Origin of the sequence: Tessaracoccus aquimaris (assembly GCF_001997345.1) — a bacterium.
Lineage (GTDB): Bacteria > Actinomycetota > Actinomycetes > Propionibacteriales > Propionibacteriaceae > Arachnia > Arachnia aquimaris.
This window is the reverse complement of the sequence record NZ_CP019606.1, coordinates 1,645,793-1,664,022: the sequence shown is the minus strand read 5'-3', so window position 1 is coordinate 1,664,022 and position 18,230 is coordinate 1,645,793. Positions and strand designations below refer to the sequence as shown.

16 protein-coding genes and 2 pseudogenes are annotated in these 18,230 nt (G+C 69.3%); 17 read left to right on the top strand and 1 reads right to left on the bottom strand.

Going from position 1 to position 18,230, the window contains the following annotated elements:
* Positions 1-11: 11 nt before the first annotated feature.
* Positions 12-911 (bottom strand): AAA family ATPase, encoded by a 900-nt coding sequence (locus BW730_RS07820; protein WP_077687570.1) that lies wholly within the window; start codon positions 909-911, stop codon positions 12-14.
* Positions 912-1,140: 229 nt separating this feature from the next.
* Here BW730_RS07820 and mraZ point away from each other — a divergent pair, with 229 nt between their 5' ends.
* The 17 genes and pseudogenes from mraZ (at position 1,141) to BW730_RS07740 (ending at position 18,105) form a co-directional block, all read left to right on the top strand.
* Positions 1,141-1,575 (top strand): division/cell wall cluster transcriptional repressor MraZ, encoded by a 435-nt coding sequence (gene mraZ / locus BW730_RS07815; protein ID WP_077685758.1) that lies wholly within the window; start codon positions 1,141-1,143, stop codon positions 1,573-1,575.
* 100 nt (positions 1,576-1,675) lie between these two features.
* Positions 1,676-2,653: a 16S rRNA (cytosine(1402)-N(4))-methyltransferase RsmH gene (rsmH, locus tag BW730_RS07810; RefSeq protein ID WP_226997141.1), complete on the top strand. Its 978-nt coding sequence runs from the start codon at positions 1,676-1,678 to the stop codon at positions 2,651-2,653.
* On the top strand, positions 2,650-3,180 hold the full coding sequence (gene ftsL / locus BW730_RS07805) for a cell division protein FtsL (protein WP_077685756.1): 531 nt from the start codon (positions 2,650-2,652) through the stop codon (positions 3,178-3,180). The genes rsmH and ftsL overlap by 4 nt, the downstream gene beginning before the upstream one ends.
* A gap of 278 nt (positions 3,181-3,458) precedes the next feature.
* Positions 3,459-5,216, top strand: a complete 1,758-nt coding sequence (locus BW730_RS07800; RefSeq protein WP_077687569.1) for a peptidoglycan D,D-transpeptidase FtsI family protein — start codon at positions 3,459-3,461, stop codon at positions 5,214-5,216.
* Between the two features lie 52 nt (positions 5,217-5,268).
* Entirely contained in the window at positions 5,269-6,768 is a 1,500-nt protein-coding gene (locus tag BW730_RS07795; protein ID WP_077685755.1) for a UDP-N-acetylmuramoyl-L-alanyl-D-glutamate--2,6-diaminopimelate ligase, read from the top strand.
* On the top strand, positions 6,746-8,179 hold the full coding sequence (locus tag BW730_RS07790) for a UDP-N-acetylmuramoyl-tripeptide--D-alanyl-D-alanine ligase (protein WP_077685754.1): 1,434 nt from the start codon (positions 6,746-6,748) through the stop codon (positions 8,177-8,179). The genes BW730_RS07795 and BW730_RS07790 overlap by 23 nt, the downstream gene beginning before the upstream one ends.
* Positions 8,176-9,246 carry a phospho-N-acetylmuramoyl-pentapeptide-transferase gene (gene mraY / locus BW730_RS07785; protein ID WP_077685753.1) on the top strand — a complete coding sequence of 357 codons (1,071 nt, stop codon included), beginning with the start codon at positions 8,176-8,178 and terminating at the stop codon, positions 9,244-9,246. Before BW730_RS07790 ends, mraY begins: the two co-directional genes overlap by 4 nt.
* Positions 9,225-10,694 carry a UDP-N-acetylmuramoyl-L-alanine--D-glutamate ligase gene (gene murD / locus BW730_RS07780; protein WP_077685752.1) on the top strand — a complete coding sequence of 490 codons (1,470 nt, stop codon included), beginning with the start codon at positions 9,225-9,227 and terminating at the stop codon, positions 10,692-10,694. The genes mraY and murD overlap by 22 nt, the downstream gene beginning before the upstream one ends.
* Before the next feature lie 11 nt (positions 10,695-10,705).
* Positions 10,706-11,941 (top strand): putative lipid II flippase FtsW, encoded by a 1,236-nt coding sequence (gene ftsW / locus BW730_RS07775; protein ID WP_077685751.1) that lies wholly within the window; start codon positions 10,706-10,708, stop codon positions 11,939-11,941.
* Position 11,942: 1 nt separating this feature from the next.
* Positions 11,943-13,029 (top strand): annotated as a pseudogene (murG, locus tag BW730_RS20145) (undecaprenyldiphospho-muramoylpentapeptide beta-N-acetylglucosaminyltransferase).
* On the top strand, positions 13,026-14,474 hold the full coding sequence (gene murC, locus BW730_RS07765; RefSeq protein WP_077685750.1) for a UDP-N-acetylmuramate--L-alanine ligase: 1,449 nt from the start codon (positions 13,026-13,028) through the stop codon (positions 14,472-14,474). Before murG ends, murC begins: the two are co-directional and overlap by 4 nt.
* A pseudogene (locus BW730_RS20330) lies at positions 14,471-14,770 on the top strand (cell division protein FtsQ/DivIB); the annotation flags it as partial. The gene murC and the pseudogene BW730_RS20330, both read left to right, overlap by 4 nt.
* Positions 14,771-14,982: 212 nt before the next feature.
* A complete protein-coding gene (locus BW730_RS19210; RefSeq protein WP_226997259.1) occupies positions 14,983-15,198 on the top strand; it encodes a hypothetical protein in 216 nt (71 codons plus the stop codon).
* A gap of 122 nt (positions 15,199-15,320) precedes the next feature.
* Positions 15,321-16,463 (top strand): cell division protein FtsZ, encoded by a 1,143-nt coding sequence (gene ftsZ / locus BW730_RS07755; protein WP_077685748.1) that lies wholly within the window; start codon positions 15,321-15,323, stop codon positions 16,461-16,463.
* Between the two features lie 77 nt (positions 16,464-16,540).
* A complete protein-coding gene (locus BW730_RS07750) occupies positions 16,541-17,026 on the top strand; it encodes a cell division protein SepF (RefSeq protein ID WP_077685747.1) in 486 nt (161 codons plus the stop codon).
* 114 nt (positions 17,027-17,140) lie between these two features.
* Complete coding sequence (locus BW730_RS07745; protein ID WP_158522532.1) at positions 17,141-17,647, top strand: DivIVA domain-containing protein; 507 nt, start codon at positions 17,141-17,143, stop codon at positions 17,645-17,647.
* Positions 17,644-18,105 (top strand): V-type ATP synthase subunit E family protein, encoded by a 462-nt coding sequence (locus tag BW730_RS07740; RefSeq protein WP_077685745.1) that lies wholly within the window; start codon positions 17,644-17,646, stop codon positions 18,103-18,105. Before BW730_RS07745 ends, BW730_RS07740 begins: the two co-directional genes overlap by 4 nt.
* Positions 18,106-18,230 lie beyond the last annotated feature (125 nt).

Genomic DNA, 18,230 nt, shown 5'->3' with positions numbered 1-18,230 from the left:
CTTCAATGCGCCTACCCCCGCTCCGGGGTCGGCACCGAGGCGATGACGGAGGAGACGATCCCCGAGGCATCTCGCCGGGCGACCTGCGCCTCGACGGTGGGAAGCACCCGGTGAGCGAGCACCTCGACGGCGAGCGAGCCGACGTCCTCGGGGATGACGTAGTCGCGCCCGGCCAGCGCGGCGGCGACCCGCGAGGCCCGCATCAGGTGCAGCGACGCGCGCGGACTCGCGCCGAGCCGGAGGTCGGGGTGCCTGCGCGTCGCCTCGACGACCGAGACGACATAGTCGTTGATGACGGGGGCCACGTAGACGGCCCGGACGGCCTGGATCGCCGCTGCGACCGTCGCGGCGTCCGTCACCGGACGCACGGAGGACAACTGGTCGCCCCCCGCCTGCGCCGCGAGCATCGCGACCTCGGACTGGCGAGCGGGGTAGCCCATGGTGATGCGCGCCATGAAGCGGTCGCGCTGCGCCTCGGGGAGGGGATAGGTGCCCTCCATCTCAATGGGGTTCTGCGTGGCGATCACCATGAACGGCTGCGGAAGCTTGTAGGTCTGGCCGTCTGCCGAGACCTGGTTCTCCGCCATCGCCTCCAGCATGGCGGACTGCGTCTTGGGGGAGGCCCGGTTGATCTCGTCGCCCAGCACGATGTTGGCGAAGATGCCGCCGCGCTTAAACTCGAACTCGCGGCTGGACTGGTTGAACACCGACACTCCGGTGACGTCGCTGGGCAGCAGGTCAGGCGTGAACTGGATGCGCTTCACATCGCCGGCGATCGCGCGCCCGAGCGCCTTGGCGAGCACGGTCTTGCCGACGCCCGGCACGTCCTCGATCAGCAGGTGCCCCTCGGCGAGAAGCACGGTCACCGCCATCCGGATCTGCGCGGGTTTCCCCTCGATCACACGACTCATCTCTTCAGCGATGCGGTTGGCGAGCTGAGACACCTCTGGCAGCGAGGGGGTGGCGTGCTGGATCACCTGGGCTCCTATGGGTGGCAGTTTGCGGCGTCGCTAAGCCTACAAGTCGCGGCAACAACCCAGGAATGCAACGAAAAATGGCTGCCCTGTGGAGAGAAGTGGGGTAATGTGGGGCCAAGTGGAGCAAAGTGGGTGCCTAAGGGAGGAAGGAGGTGCCTGATCGATGTTTCTGGGGACGTATCAGCCGAAGCTGGACGAGAAGGGCCGCCTCATCCTTCCCGCGAAGTTCCGCGAAGCGCTCGCAGCGGGTCTCGTCGTGACGAGGACCCAGGAGCGGGCGCTCGCCGTGTACCCCCGAGCCACGTTCGAGGCGAAGATGACCTCCCTCGTCAGCGCCCCGAGCACCGTGAAGCAGGTCCGCGACTATCAGCGCATGTTGATGGCCGGGGCCAGCGATGAGGTTCCAGACAAGCAGGGCCGGGTCACCATCCCCCCGAACCTGCGCGCCTATGCGGGTCTGGATCGTGACGTCGTGGTGATCGGCGCGGGCGACCGCGCGGAGATCTGGGACGCCGAGGCATGGCAGAAGTACTCGGAGCTGAGCGAAGAGGGCTTCTCCGACATGGACAACGAGTTCACCGCCCTGACGGGAATGTGACCTCCACCCGGTGATACCCGGCCGGACCGGCCCTGACTTCACTTCCCCGATGTCAGGACCGGCCCGGAAGGGAATCTCCAGGTGGAGATATAGACAAGAGATGAAGGGTCGACATCTGATGCAGGGCTTTGCGGACGTCCACGATCCGGTCATGCGCGACCGGATCGTCGAACTGCTCCGCCCCGCGCTCTCGCACCCTGGCGCCGTGTTCGTCGACGGCACCCTCGGCCTGGCAGGCCACTCCATCGCCATGCTCAACGCCTGCCCCGAGGCGCGCCTGATCGGCATCGACCGAGATCCCGACGCGCACCAGGTGGCCGAGCAGCGCCTCGGCGCGCTGATGGAGCGCGCGACCCTCGTGCACGCCGTCTATGACGAACTTCCGGACGTGCTCGCCGACCTCGGCGTCGCGCGGGTAGACGCGATCCTGCTCGACCTCGGCCTCTCCTCGCTGCAGATCGACCGCACGGAGCGCGGGTTCGCCTACCGCGTCGACGCGCCCCTCGACATGCGGATGAACCCGACGGAAGGCCCGACGGCCGCCGACGTGCTCAACACCTACCCGGCCAAGGACCTGTCCAACATCCTCAAGTGGTACGGCGAGGAGCGCTTCGCCGACCGGATCGCCCGCGCGATCGTCGCGGGCCGCGAGGACGCCCCGTTCGACACCTCAGGCCGGCTCGTCGAGGTGATCTCCGGAGCCATCCCCGCCGCCGCGAGGCACACCGGGGGACACCCGGCCAAGCGGACCTTCCAGGCGCTGCGCATCGAGGTCAACCGCGAACTGGTCGCCCTCGAGGGCGTGCTGCCAGCAGCCGTCGACGCGCTCGCGGTGGGCGGCCGCGTCGCGGTGCTCAGCTACCACTCGCTCGAGGACCGGCTCGTCAAGCGGACCTTCGCGAAGGGCGCCACCGACCGGGCGCCGCGCGACCTGCCCGTCGTCCCCGAGGAACTGAAGGCCGACCTCCGCCTCCTCACCAGGGGAGCCGAACGGCCCGACGCCGAAGAGATCGCCACGAACCCCCGGGCCGCGTCCGCGCGCCTCCGGGTCGCCGAACGGATCAAGGAGGCCGCATGAGCGCAGCAACCGTCGAGACCGAGGCCCAGGAGCGGGCCCCGCGACTCTCCCTCGTGCACACCCCGACGGCGTCGGTGTCGACCTTCGGGTTCATCGCCATCATCGCCGTCCTGATCGGCATCGGCCTCGGCGCCGTGATGATCGTGTCGACGTCGGTGGGGGCGCAGTCACAGGAACTGACGATGCTGCGCAGGGAGGCGACCGAACTCGGCTACAAGGCGGAGTCGCTCGAGGGCGAACTGCAGCGCGTCTCCAGCGCCAACGCGCTCGCGCTGCGCGCCACCGAACTCGGCATGGTGCCCAACCCGTACCCGGCGTTCATCAATCTCGCCGACGGCACCGTCACCGGAGTGCCCACCGCGGTGAAGGGCAACGAGATGCCCTTCCTCACCGGCACCCAGATGAAGCCGCTGCCCTCGGCGCAGCCAACCGCGCCACCCGTTGACCCGGCGCCCGACGCGCAGGCCGAGCAGGAGGCCCCCACCGACATCACCGCCGCGGGACCCGCGGGGGAGGAACAGCCGTGACCGAGCGCAAGCCGGCCTCCGGCGGCAACCGGCGCGCCTCCTCGTCGCGTTCCTCGTCGTCGCGTCCCTCCTCGTCGCGCACGTCGACGACCCGCGCCGCGGCCTCGAAGCAGACGGGCAAGCGTCCCGCAGCCAAGAAGGCGGCCGCGTCGCGCCCCACCTCCAAGCCGCGCGCGGCCGCCAAGCCCGCCTCGCGCCCCAAGGCCGACGCCCCGCGCCGCTACCGCCGCACCGTCAGGCTGCCCATCGGGCGGACCTCGGTGCGGATCCGCGTGTTCATGGTGCTGCTTGCAGTGCTGCTCGGCACCGCAGGAGCCCGCGCCATCCAGTTGCAGGGCATCGACTCGCAGGCCTACGCAGACACCGCGGCCAAGAAGATGCAGTCCACCAAGGACCTCACGGCCAACCGCGGCGCGATCACCGACCGCAACGGCGTCGTGCTCGCCGCGACCGAGCCGGCGATGCTGATCTCGATGGACCCGCACATGGTCTTCACCAACGGCGCGGACGAGCGCTACCGGATGAGCGAGAAGAAGCAGGCGGCGGCCAAGGCCTCGCCGGGCGCGATCGCCGACATCCTCGTCAAGCATCTGGGCGGCCGCAAGGAGACCTACCTGGAGATGGTGGGCGACGGCACCTCCAAGTACAAGGTCGTGGCGCGTCGGATCCCCGCCAACACCTGGGTGGAGATCCAGGCCGACATGAAGGCGGGCATCGACGGCGACGGCAAGCGGCCGCTGTACGGGCTCTTCGCCACCAGCGACCCGGTGCGCACCTACCCCAACCGCACCGTCGCCTCCAACGTGCTCGGCTTCGTCAACGCCGAGGGCAACGGCGCCGCGGGCCTCGAGTACGTGCTCAACGACAAGCTCACCGGGACCCCGGGCAAGCAGGTCTACGACTCGTCCACCTATGGCCGGATCCCGCTCGGCACCTCCGTCATGGAGCCGGCCGTCGACGGCGACTCCTACGTGCTGACCATCGACTCCGACCTCCAGTGGATGAGCGAGCAGGCCCTCGCGCAGGGCATGAAGACCGCCGGCGCGAAGACAGGCAAGCTGATCGTGCTCAACGTCAAGACCGGCGAGATCCTCGCGCTGGCCAACGGGCCGAGCTACGACTCGGCCAACCCCGGCTCCGCCAAGAGCGAGGACCTGGGTAACCGGGCCGTCACGGAGGCCTACGAGCCCGGCTCGGTGCAGAAGGTGCTGACCATGGCGGCGCTGGCCGACCAGGGCCTCGTCACCCCCGACACGGAGGTGGTCGTGCCGCCGACCATCGCCTCCGGCGACGGCGTGGTGCGCGACTCCTACTCGCACGGCACCATCAACCTGACGGCGCGCGGCGTGATCGCCAACTCCTCCAACATCGGCACCATCCAACTGACCCGGGCGATGGACAAGGGCAAGCTCAGCGACTACCTGTCGTCGTTCGGGCTGGGGACCAAGAGCAACGTCGGCCTGCCGGGCGAGACCGCCGGTCGGCTGCCCGGCGCGGACATGGCCGACTACACGCGCGACCAGATCGCCTTCGGCCAGGGCCTCAGCGTCAACTCGATCCAGATGGCCGCAGCGGTGGCCGCAGCGATCAACGGCGGCACCTATCACCAGCCAAGCATCATCAAGTCGGCGACGACGGCCGACGGCGAGCCGGTCGACCTGCCGGCGCGCGAGTCGCACCGGGTCGTCTCCGAGGAGGCCTCGAAGGCAGTCGTCGACATGATGGAGTCGGTCGTCACGCTCAAGGACGACCGCGCCATCGACGGCTACCGCACTATCGGCAAGTCCGGAACCGCGCAGCGCTTCGACCCGAAGTGCAAGTGCTACAACGGCTTCACGGCCTCCTACGTCGGCGCCGCACCCGCCGAGGACCCGCAGCTTCTGGTCTACGTCGTCCTCGATCAGCCGACCAACGGCAACCTCGGTAGCCAACTCGCGCTTCCCGTCGTCAACGACGTGCTGAAGCTGGCGCTTCCCCGCTACAACGTCGCGCCGTCGACGACCACGGCACCGAAACTGCCGCTAACGTTCGAGTGATGGAAAGCGCACTTCGACCCGCTGCCCTGCCCCCGCGACCCTCGCGTCGCTGGTGGCGGGGCTCGGTCTCGTCGGGGACACCGACGCCCGAACCGCGGTGAACGGGATCACCCTCGACTCGCGGGCGGTCGAGGACGGCTGGCTGTATGTGGCGCTGCCCGGCAGCCGCGCGCACGGCGCCTCCTTCGCGGCGGCCGCCGTCGACGCCGGGGCGGTCGCGATCCTCACCGACGACGCGGGCCGCGATCTGATCGGACCCTCGCTCGTCCCCGTTGTCGCGGCGCTCGACGCCCGCGAGGCGATGGCGGTGGTGGCCGCGCGCCTCTTCGGTGAGCCCGGCCGCGAGATGACCATGCTCGGCGTCACCGGCACCAACGGCAAGACGACCACCGTCGCGCTCCTGCAGGGCGGGCTGCTCGCCGCCGGGGTACCGACCGGCACCATCGGGACCATCGGATTCCGGCTCGGCACCGAGGAACTGCGCTCGTCGCGCTCGACCGTCACGACACCTGAGTCGCCCGACCTGCAGGCGCTGCTCGCCGTGATGCAGCAAAGGGGAGCGCAGGCCGTCGCGCTGGAGGTCAGCTCGCACGCCATGGCGCTCGACAGGGTCGACGCCATTGCGTTCGACGCCGTCGGCTTCCTGAACCTCGGCCGCGACCACCTCGACTTCCACGCCACCATGGAGGACTACTTCGAGGCAAAGGCGAAGCTGTTCGAACCGGGCAGGGCCGCCGTCAGCGTGATCTGGGTCGACGACGACCACGGTCGCGAACTCGCGTCCCGGGTCGCCGCGCACGGCCAGTCGCGGCTGATCACCGTCGGCACCGGCGCGGGCGTCGACTACCGACTCAGCGACTACGCCCCCGAGGAACCGCTCGGCGGCGTCGCCACCCTCACCCGAGACTCGGAACGCCTCGAGCTTCGCCTGACGCTGCCCGGCAGTTACAACATGATCGACGCGGCCGTCGCGTTCGCGATGCTGGAGGCCGTCGGCGTCCCTGCCGAGGCGGCGCTGCGTGGGCTGGAGACGGCCCAGGTCCCCGGCCGGATGCAGCGCGTCACGCTGGGGGAGGGTGCCCCGCTCGTGGTGGTCGACTTCGCGCACACCCCGCAGGCCGTCGAGGCGGCGCTCGAGTCGCTCGCCGGCCACGACGAGGTGATCTGCGTGCTCGGCTGCGGGGGCGACCGCGACCCGGAGAAGCGCCCAGGCATGGGCGCCGCGGCGGCGAGGGGCAGCGACCTCACGATCATCACCGACGACAACCCGCGCACCGAGGACCCCGCGGCGATCCGCGCGCAGGCACTGGCGGGCGCGCGCGAGGCGGCAGCGGGGGAGACCCTCGAGGTCGCGGGCCGCCGGGCCGCCATCGAGGAGGCGATCCGAAGGGCAGGGCCCGGGTCCGTCGTCGCGATCCTCGGCAAGGGCCACGAGAGGGGCCAGATTCTCGCCGACCGGACGGTCGATTTCGACGACGCAGAGGAGGCGACGCTCGCGTGGTGGCGTCTCGAGGAGGAAGGTGAGCGTCATGGAACCACGAAGGATCAGTGAACTGATCGACCTCATGCAGCCGGCGGCCGTTGAACTCGTCGGCGACGACGCGCTGGTCGGCCCGGAGGTCGTGATCGACAACCGTGAGGCGCGTCCCGGCGCGATCTTCGTGGCGATCCCAGGCGAGCGCGTCGACGGACACGACTTCGCGCCGCGCGCCGTCGAGGCTGGCGCGGCGTGCGTGATCGGCACCCACCTCACCGAGGCAGACGCCCCCCACATCCTCGCCGCCGACTCCGTCGACGCGCTGAGCTGGCTAGCCCGCGGCGTCGTCGCGGAGGCCAGGGCGCGGGGCATGCTCAGCGTCGGGGTCACCGGAAGCTCGGGCAAGACCTCCACCAAGGACCTGATGGCGCAGATCTTCGAGGCCGCGGGCCCGACGGTCGCGCCGGTCGGCTCGCAGAACAACGAGATCGGCGTCCCCCTGACCGCCTGCCGCGTCGGCGCGTCGACCGCCTATCTGATCTCCGAGATGGGGGCCCGCGGCATCGGTCACATCGCATGGCTGACCTCGCTGGTGGGGCTCGACATCGGCATGTGCCTCAACGTCGGGCGCGCACACGTCGGCGAGTTCGGCGGGATGGAGACGACCGCCCGCGCCAAGTCGGAGATCGTCGCCGACCTGGCCCCCGACGGCTGGGCCGTGCTCAACTTCGACGACCCGCTCGTTTCGGCGATGGCCGACGCGACCCGCGCCAGGATCGCCTGGTTCGGTGAGGGGAACCTCACCGGCGGCGACCTGCGCGTCACCGCCCGCGATGTCCGACTCAACGCGCTCAGCCAGGCCAGCTTCACGCTCGTCGCCTCTGACGGAGACGGCGAACGCACCGCGGAGGTCGCCCTCGGGGTGATCGGCAGGCAGCAGGTGTCCAACGCGCTCGCCGCGGCGGCGGCCGCCCTCGCGGCGGGGCTCGACCTTGACCTGATCGCGGCGGCGCTGTCGGCCGCGACGCCACGCTCGCAGTGGCGGATGGAACTGGCCCCTCGTGCCGACGGCGTGCTGATCCTCAACGACGCCTACAACGCCAACCCCGACTCGATGGCCGTCGCGCTCGCCACCGCCGTCGAGTTGGCGGCGGGCACCAGGCGGGAGCATCCCGAGGCCCGCGTGGTGGCGGTGCTCGGCGACATGCTCGAGCTCGGCCCGACGGCCGCGGAACTGCACCAGGAACTGGGCCGACTCGCCGCTGACCTGGGCATCAACGAGGTGGTGGCCGTCGGAGAGTTCGCCGACCAGATCGTGGCGGGGGCGACGTCCGAAAACATCGCGGCCCGCGCCTCGACGCGCGATCAGGTCGCATCGTCGCTTACCCTTAGCCCCGGCGATGTCGTGTTGATCAAGGGATCTCGCGGTGTCGGATTGGAGACGGTTGCGGCCACGCTGGTCGCACGGGACGGAGAGACGAAGTGATCAACATCCTGCTCGCGGGCGGGCTGTCACTGCTGTTGGCGATGGTGGGCACCCCGATGCTCATCAAGTTCCTGACCAGGCGGCACTATGGGCAGTTCATCAGAGAGGACGGGCCGACCGCCCACTACGTCAAGCGTGGCACCCCCACCATGGGCGGCCTCGTCATCGTCGGAGCGGTGATCCTCGCCTACTTCCTGACCCACCTGCTCCGGTGGCAGGCCCCGACGCTGTCGGGCATGCTGCTGATCGGGCTCGCCGCCTCCATGGGATTCCTCGGCTTCCTCGACGACTGGGCCAAGATCTCGAAGGAGCGCAGCCTTGGGCTCACCGCCCGCGGCAAGCTGATCGGCCAGATCGCCATCGGCGCGATCTTCGGGCTGGTCGCCCTCAACTTCCCGGACCACCGCGGCCTGACTCCCGCCTCGCCCGCCATCTCGTTCCTCCGGGACTTCGGCCCCAGGTTGCCGATCTTCATCGCCGTGATAGTGATCGTCTTCCTTGTCGCGGCCTGGAGCAACGCCGTCAACCTCACAGACGGCCTCGACGGGCTCGCCGCAGGCAGCGCGACGCTCGTGTTCTCCGCCTACGCGCTCGTCAACATCTGGCAGTTCAACCAGTGGTGCGGACGTACCTCGACGGCGGGGCCGCGCTGCTACGAGGTGCGTGACCCGAACGACCTCGCCGTCGTCGCGATCGCCTTCGCCGGTGCCTGCTTCGGGTTCCTGTGGTGGAACGCCAAGCCGGCCAAGATCTTCATGGGTGACACCGGCTCGATGGCCATCGGCGCCGCGCTCGCCGGCCTGTCCGTCATGACGCGCACCGAGATCCTGCTGGTGATCCTCGGCCTGCTGTTCGTCATCGAGGTCGGCTCCGTCGCGCTGCAGGTCTCCTACTTCAAGGCAACCAAGGGCAAACGCATCTTCAAGATGTCGCCCATCCATCACCACTTCGAGCTGTTGGGCTGGGACGAGGTGACGGTGGTGATCCGGTTCTGGATCATCTGCGGGCTGTGCGTCGCGCTCGGCCTGGGCATCTTCTACGCGGAATGGGTGGTGGGTCAGTTTTGACAAAGGACTGGATGAGCTCGGCTAACCGGCTCTCGGACTGGCCGTCGGCCAACGTCGTCGTCGCGGGCCTCGGCGTCTCCGGCTTCGCCGCCGCGGACGGCCTCATGTCGCTCGGCGCGAAGGTCACCGTCCTGGACGAGTCCGATGCCTACGCCGACAAGGCGATGCTGCTCGAGCACCTCGACGTCACCGTCCGGCTCGGCAAGGGCGCCACCGCGCAGTTGCCGCCGGGCACCGACCTGGTCGTGACCTCGCCCGGCTGGCGCCCGTCCGCCCCGCTGCTTCGGCAGGCCGCGGCCGGGAACGTCCCCGTCTGGGGCGAGACCGAACTCGCGTGGCGCATGATGCAGCCAGACCGCGTCATCCCGTGGCTCGGCATCACAGGCACCAACGGCAAGACCACCACGACCCAGATGGTCGAGTCGATGCTGATCGCCGACGGCAAGAAGGCCGCCGCGGTCGGCAACATCGGCCGACCCATCATCGAGGCGATCCTCGACGACGTCGACTACGACGTGTTCGCCGTCGAGCTGTCCAGCTTCCAGTTGCACTGGATGAACAACGTCAACCTGCACTCGGCGGTCGTGCTGAACCTGCACCAGGACCACCTCGAGTGGTACGAGGGCGACGGCGCGTTCGACCGCTACGCGGCGGACAAGGCGAAGATCTACCAGGGCGTCACGCATTCGTGCGTCTACAACGTCGCCGAGCCGGTCACCGAGAAGATGGTCGAGGAGGCCGAGGTCGTCGAGGGCGCCCGCGCCATCGGCTTCACCACCGGCATCCCGGCGATCTCGATGCTCGGCGTCGTCGACGACCTGATCGTCGACCGGGCCTTCGTGCCGCAGCGCCGCGACTCGGCCCTCGAACTGGCGAAGGTCTCCGACGTGCAGCCCTTCGCGCCGCACAACGTCGCCAACGCGATCGCCGCGGCGGCGCTGACCCGAAGCTACGGGGTGGCGGCCACGTCGGTCGCCGACGGGCTGAAGCGGCTGCAGTTGGCGGGCCACCGCATCCAGCAGGTCGCAGACGCCGAGGGCATCACCTGGGTCGACGACTCCAAGGCGACCAACCCGCACGCCGCGAACTCGGCGATGCAGGCCTACGACTCGTTCGTGTGGGTCGCGGGCGGCCAGGCGAAGGGCACCACGTTCGACGAACTGATCCAACGGAACCGCGACAAGCTGCGCGGCGCAGTCGTGATCGGCGTCGACAGGGAGATGATCGCCGAGGCGCTTGCCCGACACGCGCCCGAGGTCCCCGTTCGCGTGCTCGACACGACCGACACTGGGGTGATGGACGAGGTCGTCGAGCTCGCGGGTTCGATGGCGCGGCCCGGAGACACCGTCCTGCTGTCACCGGGATGCGCCAGCCTCGACATGTATGACGGCTACGCAGCCCGCGGGGACAGCTTCGCGGCGGCGGTCAAGAAGTACCTGGCCAGGTAGGAAGGAACCCCATGGCAACCGACGCAACCTCCCCGGCGCGGCTGACCATCTGGTCCCAGGTCAAGGCCCTGGCGGGTTCGCCGATGGCCCCGTACTACTTCATCGCGGCGAGCGTCTCGATCCTCGTCGGCCTCGGCACCTTGATGGTGCTCTCCGCCTCCTCGGCCTACGCGCTTCACAACCAGGTCGACCCTTACTACTACGTGACGCGCCAGTTGGTGTTCGTGGTCGCGGGCATCGTGTTCGCCGTGATCTTCAGCCGGATCAAGCCAGACCTGCTGCGCAAGCTGGGCTGGCCCGCGTGGGCGCTCGCCGTCGTGCTCCTGATCCTGGTGCTCAGCCCGCTCGGGCAGCACAGCCGCGGCAACCAGAACTGGCTCGCGCTCGGCCCCGGAGTGCAGTTCCAGCCATCCGAGTTCGCGAAGCTGGCGCTGGTGGTGTGGTGCGGCGCCGTGTTCCACCTCAAGCGCGGCAGGCTGCACGAGCCGGCCCAACTCGCCATCCCGCTGATCCCGCTCGGCGGCCTGATCCTCGCGCTGGTGCTCGCGGGCAAGGACCTCGGCACCGGCCTGATCATCGGCCTGATCCTGGTCCTGGTGATGTGGTTCATCGGGACCCCGCTGCGCGTGATGATCCCGCTCGGCACCGCAGCCGCGGTGCTGGTCGGCCTGCTGGTCTACGGATCAGGTAACCGGATGAGCCGCATCTCGATCTTCCTGGACCCGCAGTCCAACACCGACCTGTCGTCGCAGCCCATGTCTGCGCTGTACGCGCTGGCGAGCGGCGGCTGGTGGGGGCTCGGCCTCGGCGCGAGCCGACAGAAGTACGGCGGCCTCAAGGACAACGCCCACACCGACTTCATCTTCGCCGTCATCGGCGAGGAGTTGGGCCTGTTCGGCGCCCTGCTCGTGATCGGCCTGTTCGCGCTGCTCGGCTGGGCGGGCCTCGCCGTCGCGATGCGCTCGGACAAGATGTTCAACAAGGTGGTCGCCTCCGGCGTCACCGGCTGGTTCCTCAGCCAGGCGGTGATCAACATCTTCGTCGTGATGCACCTGCTCCCGGTGCTCGGCGTCCCCCTCCCGTTCATCTCCTACGGCGGCTCCGCGATGTTGGCCTGCCTGATGGGCACCGGGGTACTGTTGGCCCTCGCGCGCGACACACCCGATGCGCGCGCCTATCTTGCCTCCCGCAAGAAGAAGTCGCGGCCGCGGATGACGAGCGTCATGGCGGCCACCAAGGAGGACTGACATGACCAGCGTCGTGCTCGCAGGGGGCGGCACCGCGGGGCACACCTCTCCGCTGATCGCCACCGCGAAGGCCGTCCAGGAGCGCGCCTCGGCAGAGATCGTGTGCATCGGCACCGCGAAGGGCCTCGAGACGCGGGTGATCCCGAGGCCGGCCTCGAGCTTCGGCTGATCGACCCGGTACCGCTGCCGCGCAGCGTCAACCTCGACCTGGTCAAGCTGCCCGTCACCCTCACCCGCTCCGTGCTGCAGGCCCGTAAGGTGCTCAAGGACGCGAAGGCGGACGTGCTGGTCGGGTTCGGCGGCTACGTCTCCATCCCCGCCTACCTGGCGGCCCGCTCCATGAAGGTGCCGGTCGTGGTGCACGAGGCAAACAAGCTGCCCGGCATCGCCAACAAGGTCGGCGCCCGGTTCGCGGCCTTCGTCGGGACCACCTTCCCCGAGACCACCATGCGCGGCGGCCACCTCGTCGGCATGCCGATGCGACGCTCCATCACCAACCCCGAACTGACAAAGGCCGAGGCGCGCGAGAGCTTCGGCCTCGACCCCTCCCGCCCGACGCTGCTGGTCAGCGGCGGCTCGCAGGGTGCGCTCAGCATCAACCGGGCGGTGAGCGAGGCCCGGGACGACATCCTCGGCGCGGGGGTGCAGATCCTGCACGTGCTCGGCCCAAGAACTTCACCGACGACGACACCGTGGTCACGCACGCCGACGGCGCCAGCTACGTGCCCGTCGCGTTCGTCTCCGACATGGCCGTCGCCTACACCGCCGCCGACGTGATGCTCGGACGCGCGGGTGCAGGCACCGTGATGGAGACGGCCGTCAGCGCGCTGCCCGTGATCTTCGTGCCGCTGCCCTGGGGCAACGGCGAGCAGGGCAGGAACGCGGCCGAGCTGATCGCCGCCGACGCCGGTTGGCTCGTCGACGACTCACAGTTGACTGCGGATAGACTTGCCTCGCTCGTCAAGGACGCGTTCGGCGACCCGGACCGGCTGGCCCGCATGTCGGCGACCGCACGCGAGATGTACCCCTCAGACGCCGCCGATGTGCTCGCGGAGGCCGTCCTCAAGGCCGCCAGGAAAGGTAACTGATGCTTCTCGAACCGATTGAGGTCGTGCCCGCCGATCAGGTCGGCCCCATCCACTTCATCGCGGCAGGCGGCTCAGGCATGAGCGGCATCGCCCGCCTGTACGCCGAGCTCGGCGTCGAGACCTCCGGCTCCGACCAGTCCGACTCCACGGCGCTGCAGGGCCTTGCCCGCTCCGGCGTGAAGACCTACGTCGGCCACTCCGCCGAGCAGCTCGGCAACGCGAAGACCGTTGTGATCTCGTCGGCGATCCGTGAGGACAACGTCGAGCTCGCCGAGGCCCGCAGGCGTGGGCTGCGCGTCTGGCACCGCTCTGCGGCGCTCGCGGCGCTGATGCTCGGCAAGCGCGGCATCTCGGTCGCGGGCACGCACGGCAAGACGACCACCACCGCGATGACCGCCGTGATGCTCAGCGAGGCGGGGGAGGACCCCACCTACGTGATCGGCGGCCCCCTGTCGACCACCGGCGTCTCCTCGGCCATCGGTTCCGGCGACGCCTTCGTGGTGGAGGCCGACGAGTCCGACGCGTCCTTCCTGCAGTACCCGACCGAGATCGCCGTCATCACCAACATCGAGGCCGACCACCTGGTCAACTGGGGCACCCCCGAGGCCTACGCCAAGGGCTTCCGCGCGTTCGCGACGCAACCGCACGTGCGCCACGTCGTCATCAACGTCGACGACCACGGCTCGCGGACGCTCGCAGAGGAACTGATCGCCGACGGCCACGACGTGATCCGCTACGGCGAGGCGGAGGACGCTGACGTCCGCTTCACCGACGTGAAGGCGCACGGCGGGGGAGTGGAGGCGCTGCTCACCTTCGGCGACGACGCGGGCCAGATCATCCTCCAGGTGCCTGGCAACCACAACCTGGCCAACGCCTGCGCCGCCTACGCCGTCGGGCGCCTGCTCGGCCTCACGCACGCCCAGGCGGTCGACGCGCTCGGCCGTTTCGAGGGGACGCTGCGCCGCTTCCAGTTGATCACCGACACCGCAGGCATCCGCGTCTACGACGACTACGCGCACCACCCGACGGAGATCCGCGCCGCGCTGACCGCTGCCCGCAGGGCGACCGCGGCGGGCAACGAGGCGACCGGGCTGCCCGGCAGGCTGATCGCCTGCTTCCAGCCGCACCTCTATACCCGCACCGTCGACTTCGCCGACGAGTTCGGCCAGGTGATGACCCTCGCGGACGTCGCCGTCATCAACGACGTGTGCGGCGCCCGTGAGGACCCGATCCCCGGCGTGACCGGAGAACTGGTGGTCGACGCGGCCGTCAAGCATGGCGCCCGCGAGGTCGTCTACGTCAAGGAGAAGTACGACCTTCCCGCAGCGCTGAACGACATGGCCCACCCGGGCGACCTCATCATCACGCTGGGCTGTGGCGACGTCACGATCGTCGGCCCGCTGCTCGCGACGCTCCTCAAGGAGCGTCCGGACGCACGCAAGTGAGTCAACCGCTCGCCCCTGGCGCCTTCGCGAAGGCGCTTCAGGACAGGCGGAGGGGCGACCGTAAGCGCCGGTGGATCCTGTGGGGGAGCATCGTCGGCGCGGTCGTGCTGATCGGCGCAGCGATCTACCTGTTGGGCTTCTCGCCGGTGTTCGCCACCCACAACGTCCAGGTCAACGGCACCAGCCTGCTCACCGAGGACGAGGTGCGGGAGGCGGCGCAGGTGCAACTTGAGCTTCCGGTGCTGCGCGAGGACACCGGCGCCATCGCCGAACGGGTCAGGCAACTCAAGCCGGTGCGCGACGTCGCGGTCGGCCGGGCGCTGCCCGACACCATCGTCATCAACGTCACGGAGCGCACGCTCTCCTACCAGGTGAAGGAGAAGGGCTCCGTGTCCTGGGTCGACACCGAGGGCGTCATCTACAACACCTCATCCGCAGGCTCCGACGGCGTCATCCAGGTCTCCGCCCCGACGCCGACGACCGGCTTCGGCGCGACATCGCCACGGTGGTGGCGAACCTTCCGGGCAACGTCAAGGGCGACATCGAGTCGTTCAGCGCGAAGGCCGTCGACCGGATCTCGTTCACGCTCAGCGGCGACCGGGAGGTCGTGTGGGGAAGCGCGGAGGAGTCCGAGCTCAAGGGCCAGGTGCTTTCGGCACTGCTTTCGGTGGAGGCAAGCGTGTACGACGTGTCGGCCCCGCGGGACCCCATCACGCGCAAGTAGTGCCCATCCCACGAACCTTCAACCCGGTGAAGTGAAACCCTGAAGTAGAACTTGAGGTGATTCGGGCCCTATTCGGACGCGCCGTTGGACCTGGGCACGAAAGTGCACATAACCTTCGGGGCATGGCTAGCGCATCTCAGAACTACCTCGCGGTGATCAAGGTCGTCGGTGTCGGCGGCGGCGGCGTCAACGCCGTCAACCGCATGATCGAGGCCGGGCTCCGCGGCGTGGAGTTCATCGCCGTCAACACGGATGCGCAGGCGCTTCTGATGAGCGACGCCGACGTCAAGCTCGACATCGGCCGCGAACTGACCCGCGGCCTCGGCGCAGGCGCCGACCCGGCAAAGGGACGCCAGGCCGCAGAGGACCACTCCGACGAGATCGAGGAGGCGCTCAAGGGCGCCGACATGGTCTTCGTCACAGCAGGCGAGGGCGGCGGCACCGGCACCGGAGCCGCGCCGATCGTCGCGAAGATCGCCCGCTCGCTCGGCGCGCTGACCATCGGCGTCGTGACGCGGCCATTCTCCTTCGAGGGGCGCCGCCGCTCGACCCAGGCGGAGACCGGCATCGAGTCGCTCCGCGAAGAGGTCGACACGCTGATCGTGATCCCCAACGACAAGCTGCTGCAGATGGCGGACCACCAGGTGGCCATCCTGGAGGCGTTCAAGCAGGCCGACCAGGTGCTCATGCAGGGCGTCTCCGGCATCACCGACCTGATCACCACGCCCGGCCTCATCAACCTCGACTTCGCCGACGTGAAGTCGATCATGAGCCAGGCCGGTTCGGCGCTCATGGGCATCGGCTCGGCCCGCGGTGAGGACCGCGCCCGCGCCGCGGCCGAGATGGCGATCAGTTCGCCCCTGCTCGAGGCGAGCATCGACGGCGCGCACGGCGTGCTGCTGTCGATCGCGGGCGGCTCCGACCTTGGCCTGTTCGAGGTCTCCGCCGCCGCCCAACTCATCGAGGAGGCGGCGCACGACGAGGCCAACATCATCTTCGGCACCGTCATCGACGACGCGCTCGGCGACGAGGTCCGCGTCACGGTGATCGCGGCGGGCTTCGACGGCGGACAGCCGCAGAAGCGCCAGCAGTCCCGGCTCGCCCCGGAGACGCGCCCGCAGGCCCGCCCTGCTGCCACGTCCCAGGCCCCGCAGGCCAACCCGATGCCTGGGCAGCGCCCTGCGGTGCCCGCGCCCGCGCCGCGCCCGGCCCCGCAGCCGGTCGATGACGACGACGATCTGGACGTTCCCGATTTCATGAAGTGATCTCGGCGCGTCGGTGCGTCGCGCGCAGGTCGCGGCGCACAGCGCGATAGCCTTCCAGTGATACCGATCAAGGAGGCATCGTGGGCGTTCGGAAGCTTGGTGCATGGCTGGGGCTCGTCGAGGACGGGCGCTACGAGACAGATGAGCAGATCGACGCCGAAGGCGAGCTCACAAGCGACGTGTACGTCGAGGATGAGCCGAGCCAGGAGGTGAGCAAGGTGTCCCAGCTTCCCTCGCGTCGCCCCACGCAGTTGACCCCTGTCGCGCAGAAGGAGGTCGCCGATCTGAGCCGCATCGTGTCGGTGCGCCCCCGCTCGTACAACGAGGCCCGCGTGATCGGTGAGAACTTCCGCGACGGCATCCCCGTCATCATGAACCTGTCCGACATGGAGGACGGCGAGGATAAGCGCCTCGTCGACTTCGCCGCCGGGCTGATCTTCGGGCTGCGCGGCAACATTGAGCGCGTGTCGTCGAAGGTGTTCCTGCTCTGCCCCCAGAATCTGGTCGTGGGGCCGGAGGACAAGGAACGCATCGTCTCGGGCGGCTTCTTTAATCAGAGCTGAGCCTAAAACCCTCAAGTGGTTGCTGAAGTTTTTGACGCCTACAACCGCGGCTAGGCTAATGTTTGTTGAAATCGGCCACCCGGTCAGTGTTTTTCGATGAGCTTTGGAGCAAACATGAGCTTGACCCTTGACGAGGTCCGTCAAATCCGCTTCCGCATGACGCGTCGCGGTGAGTCCGGCTACCAGGTCGGCGATGTCGACACCTTCATTGACAAGGTGGAACTCACGTTCGACGAGTTCGACAAGGAACGCGAGCGGATGCGTCGGGAACTGGACTCCGTTCAGACGACCGCTGTGCAGCCGGCGGTCTCCGATGACACCGAGCTCCGCGGCGCCGTCGAGAACAAGGACCGCGAGATCGCCTCGTTGCGCGCCGAGATCGACCGCCTCAACGGCGTCGTGAGCCAGGCCTCCGGCCAGGGCGGCGCCGACGCGCACGCCGCGCAGGCGTCCGAGGCCCGGATCCGTGACCTGTCGGCCGAGAACGACACCCTCCGTAGCCAGCTTGAGCAGGTCCGCGCCGAGTACGACCGCGCCCGCACCGAGCGGGTCACCGCGTCGGCAGGCACCGGCAGCGAGACGCTGGTCGTCACCTCAAGCGAGGAGGCCGCCCCGCGGTGACCCGCCTGCTGCAGATGGCCACCGACCAGGCCACCACGCTCGTCAACGAGGCGCAGACCGAGGCCGAGCGCAAGATCGCCGAGGCCGAGCAGCGTGCGACCGAGATCAAGACCGACGCCCGCACCAAGGCCGAGCGCGTCGAGTCCGAGGCCCGCGTCAACGCCGAGCAGATGACGAGCCAGGCGGAGGCCCGCGCGGCCGCCGTCGACACGCAGGCGTCGCAGCGCCGCGAGGAGCTGTTCTCCGACCTCGAACGCGAGCAGGGCGAGCTGACCGGCAAGGTCGACGCGCTGCGGGGCTTCGAGTCGTCCTACCGCGAGAACCTCACCGGTTCGCTGCAGCGGTTCCTGACGTTGCTCGGCGACGATCGTCCCGAGCCGGGAGAGGTGCCCGAGCTGGCCGAGCGTCGCTCCGACACGCCGCGCCTCGGCGCCCTCGCCAACGGGGATCAGGCCTAGTCGCACCGCATAAGCAAGGGGGTCGGCGCCTACTGGCGCCGGCCCCGTTTCTTGTGTGACCACCTTGGCCTTGTTTTGCGCCGATTGTGGTGTAACCTTCCCGCCACAGTCCAGACTAGAAAGAG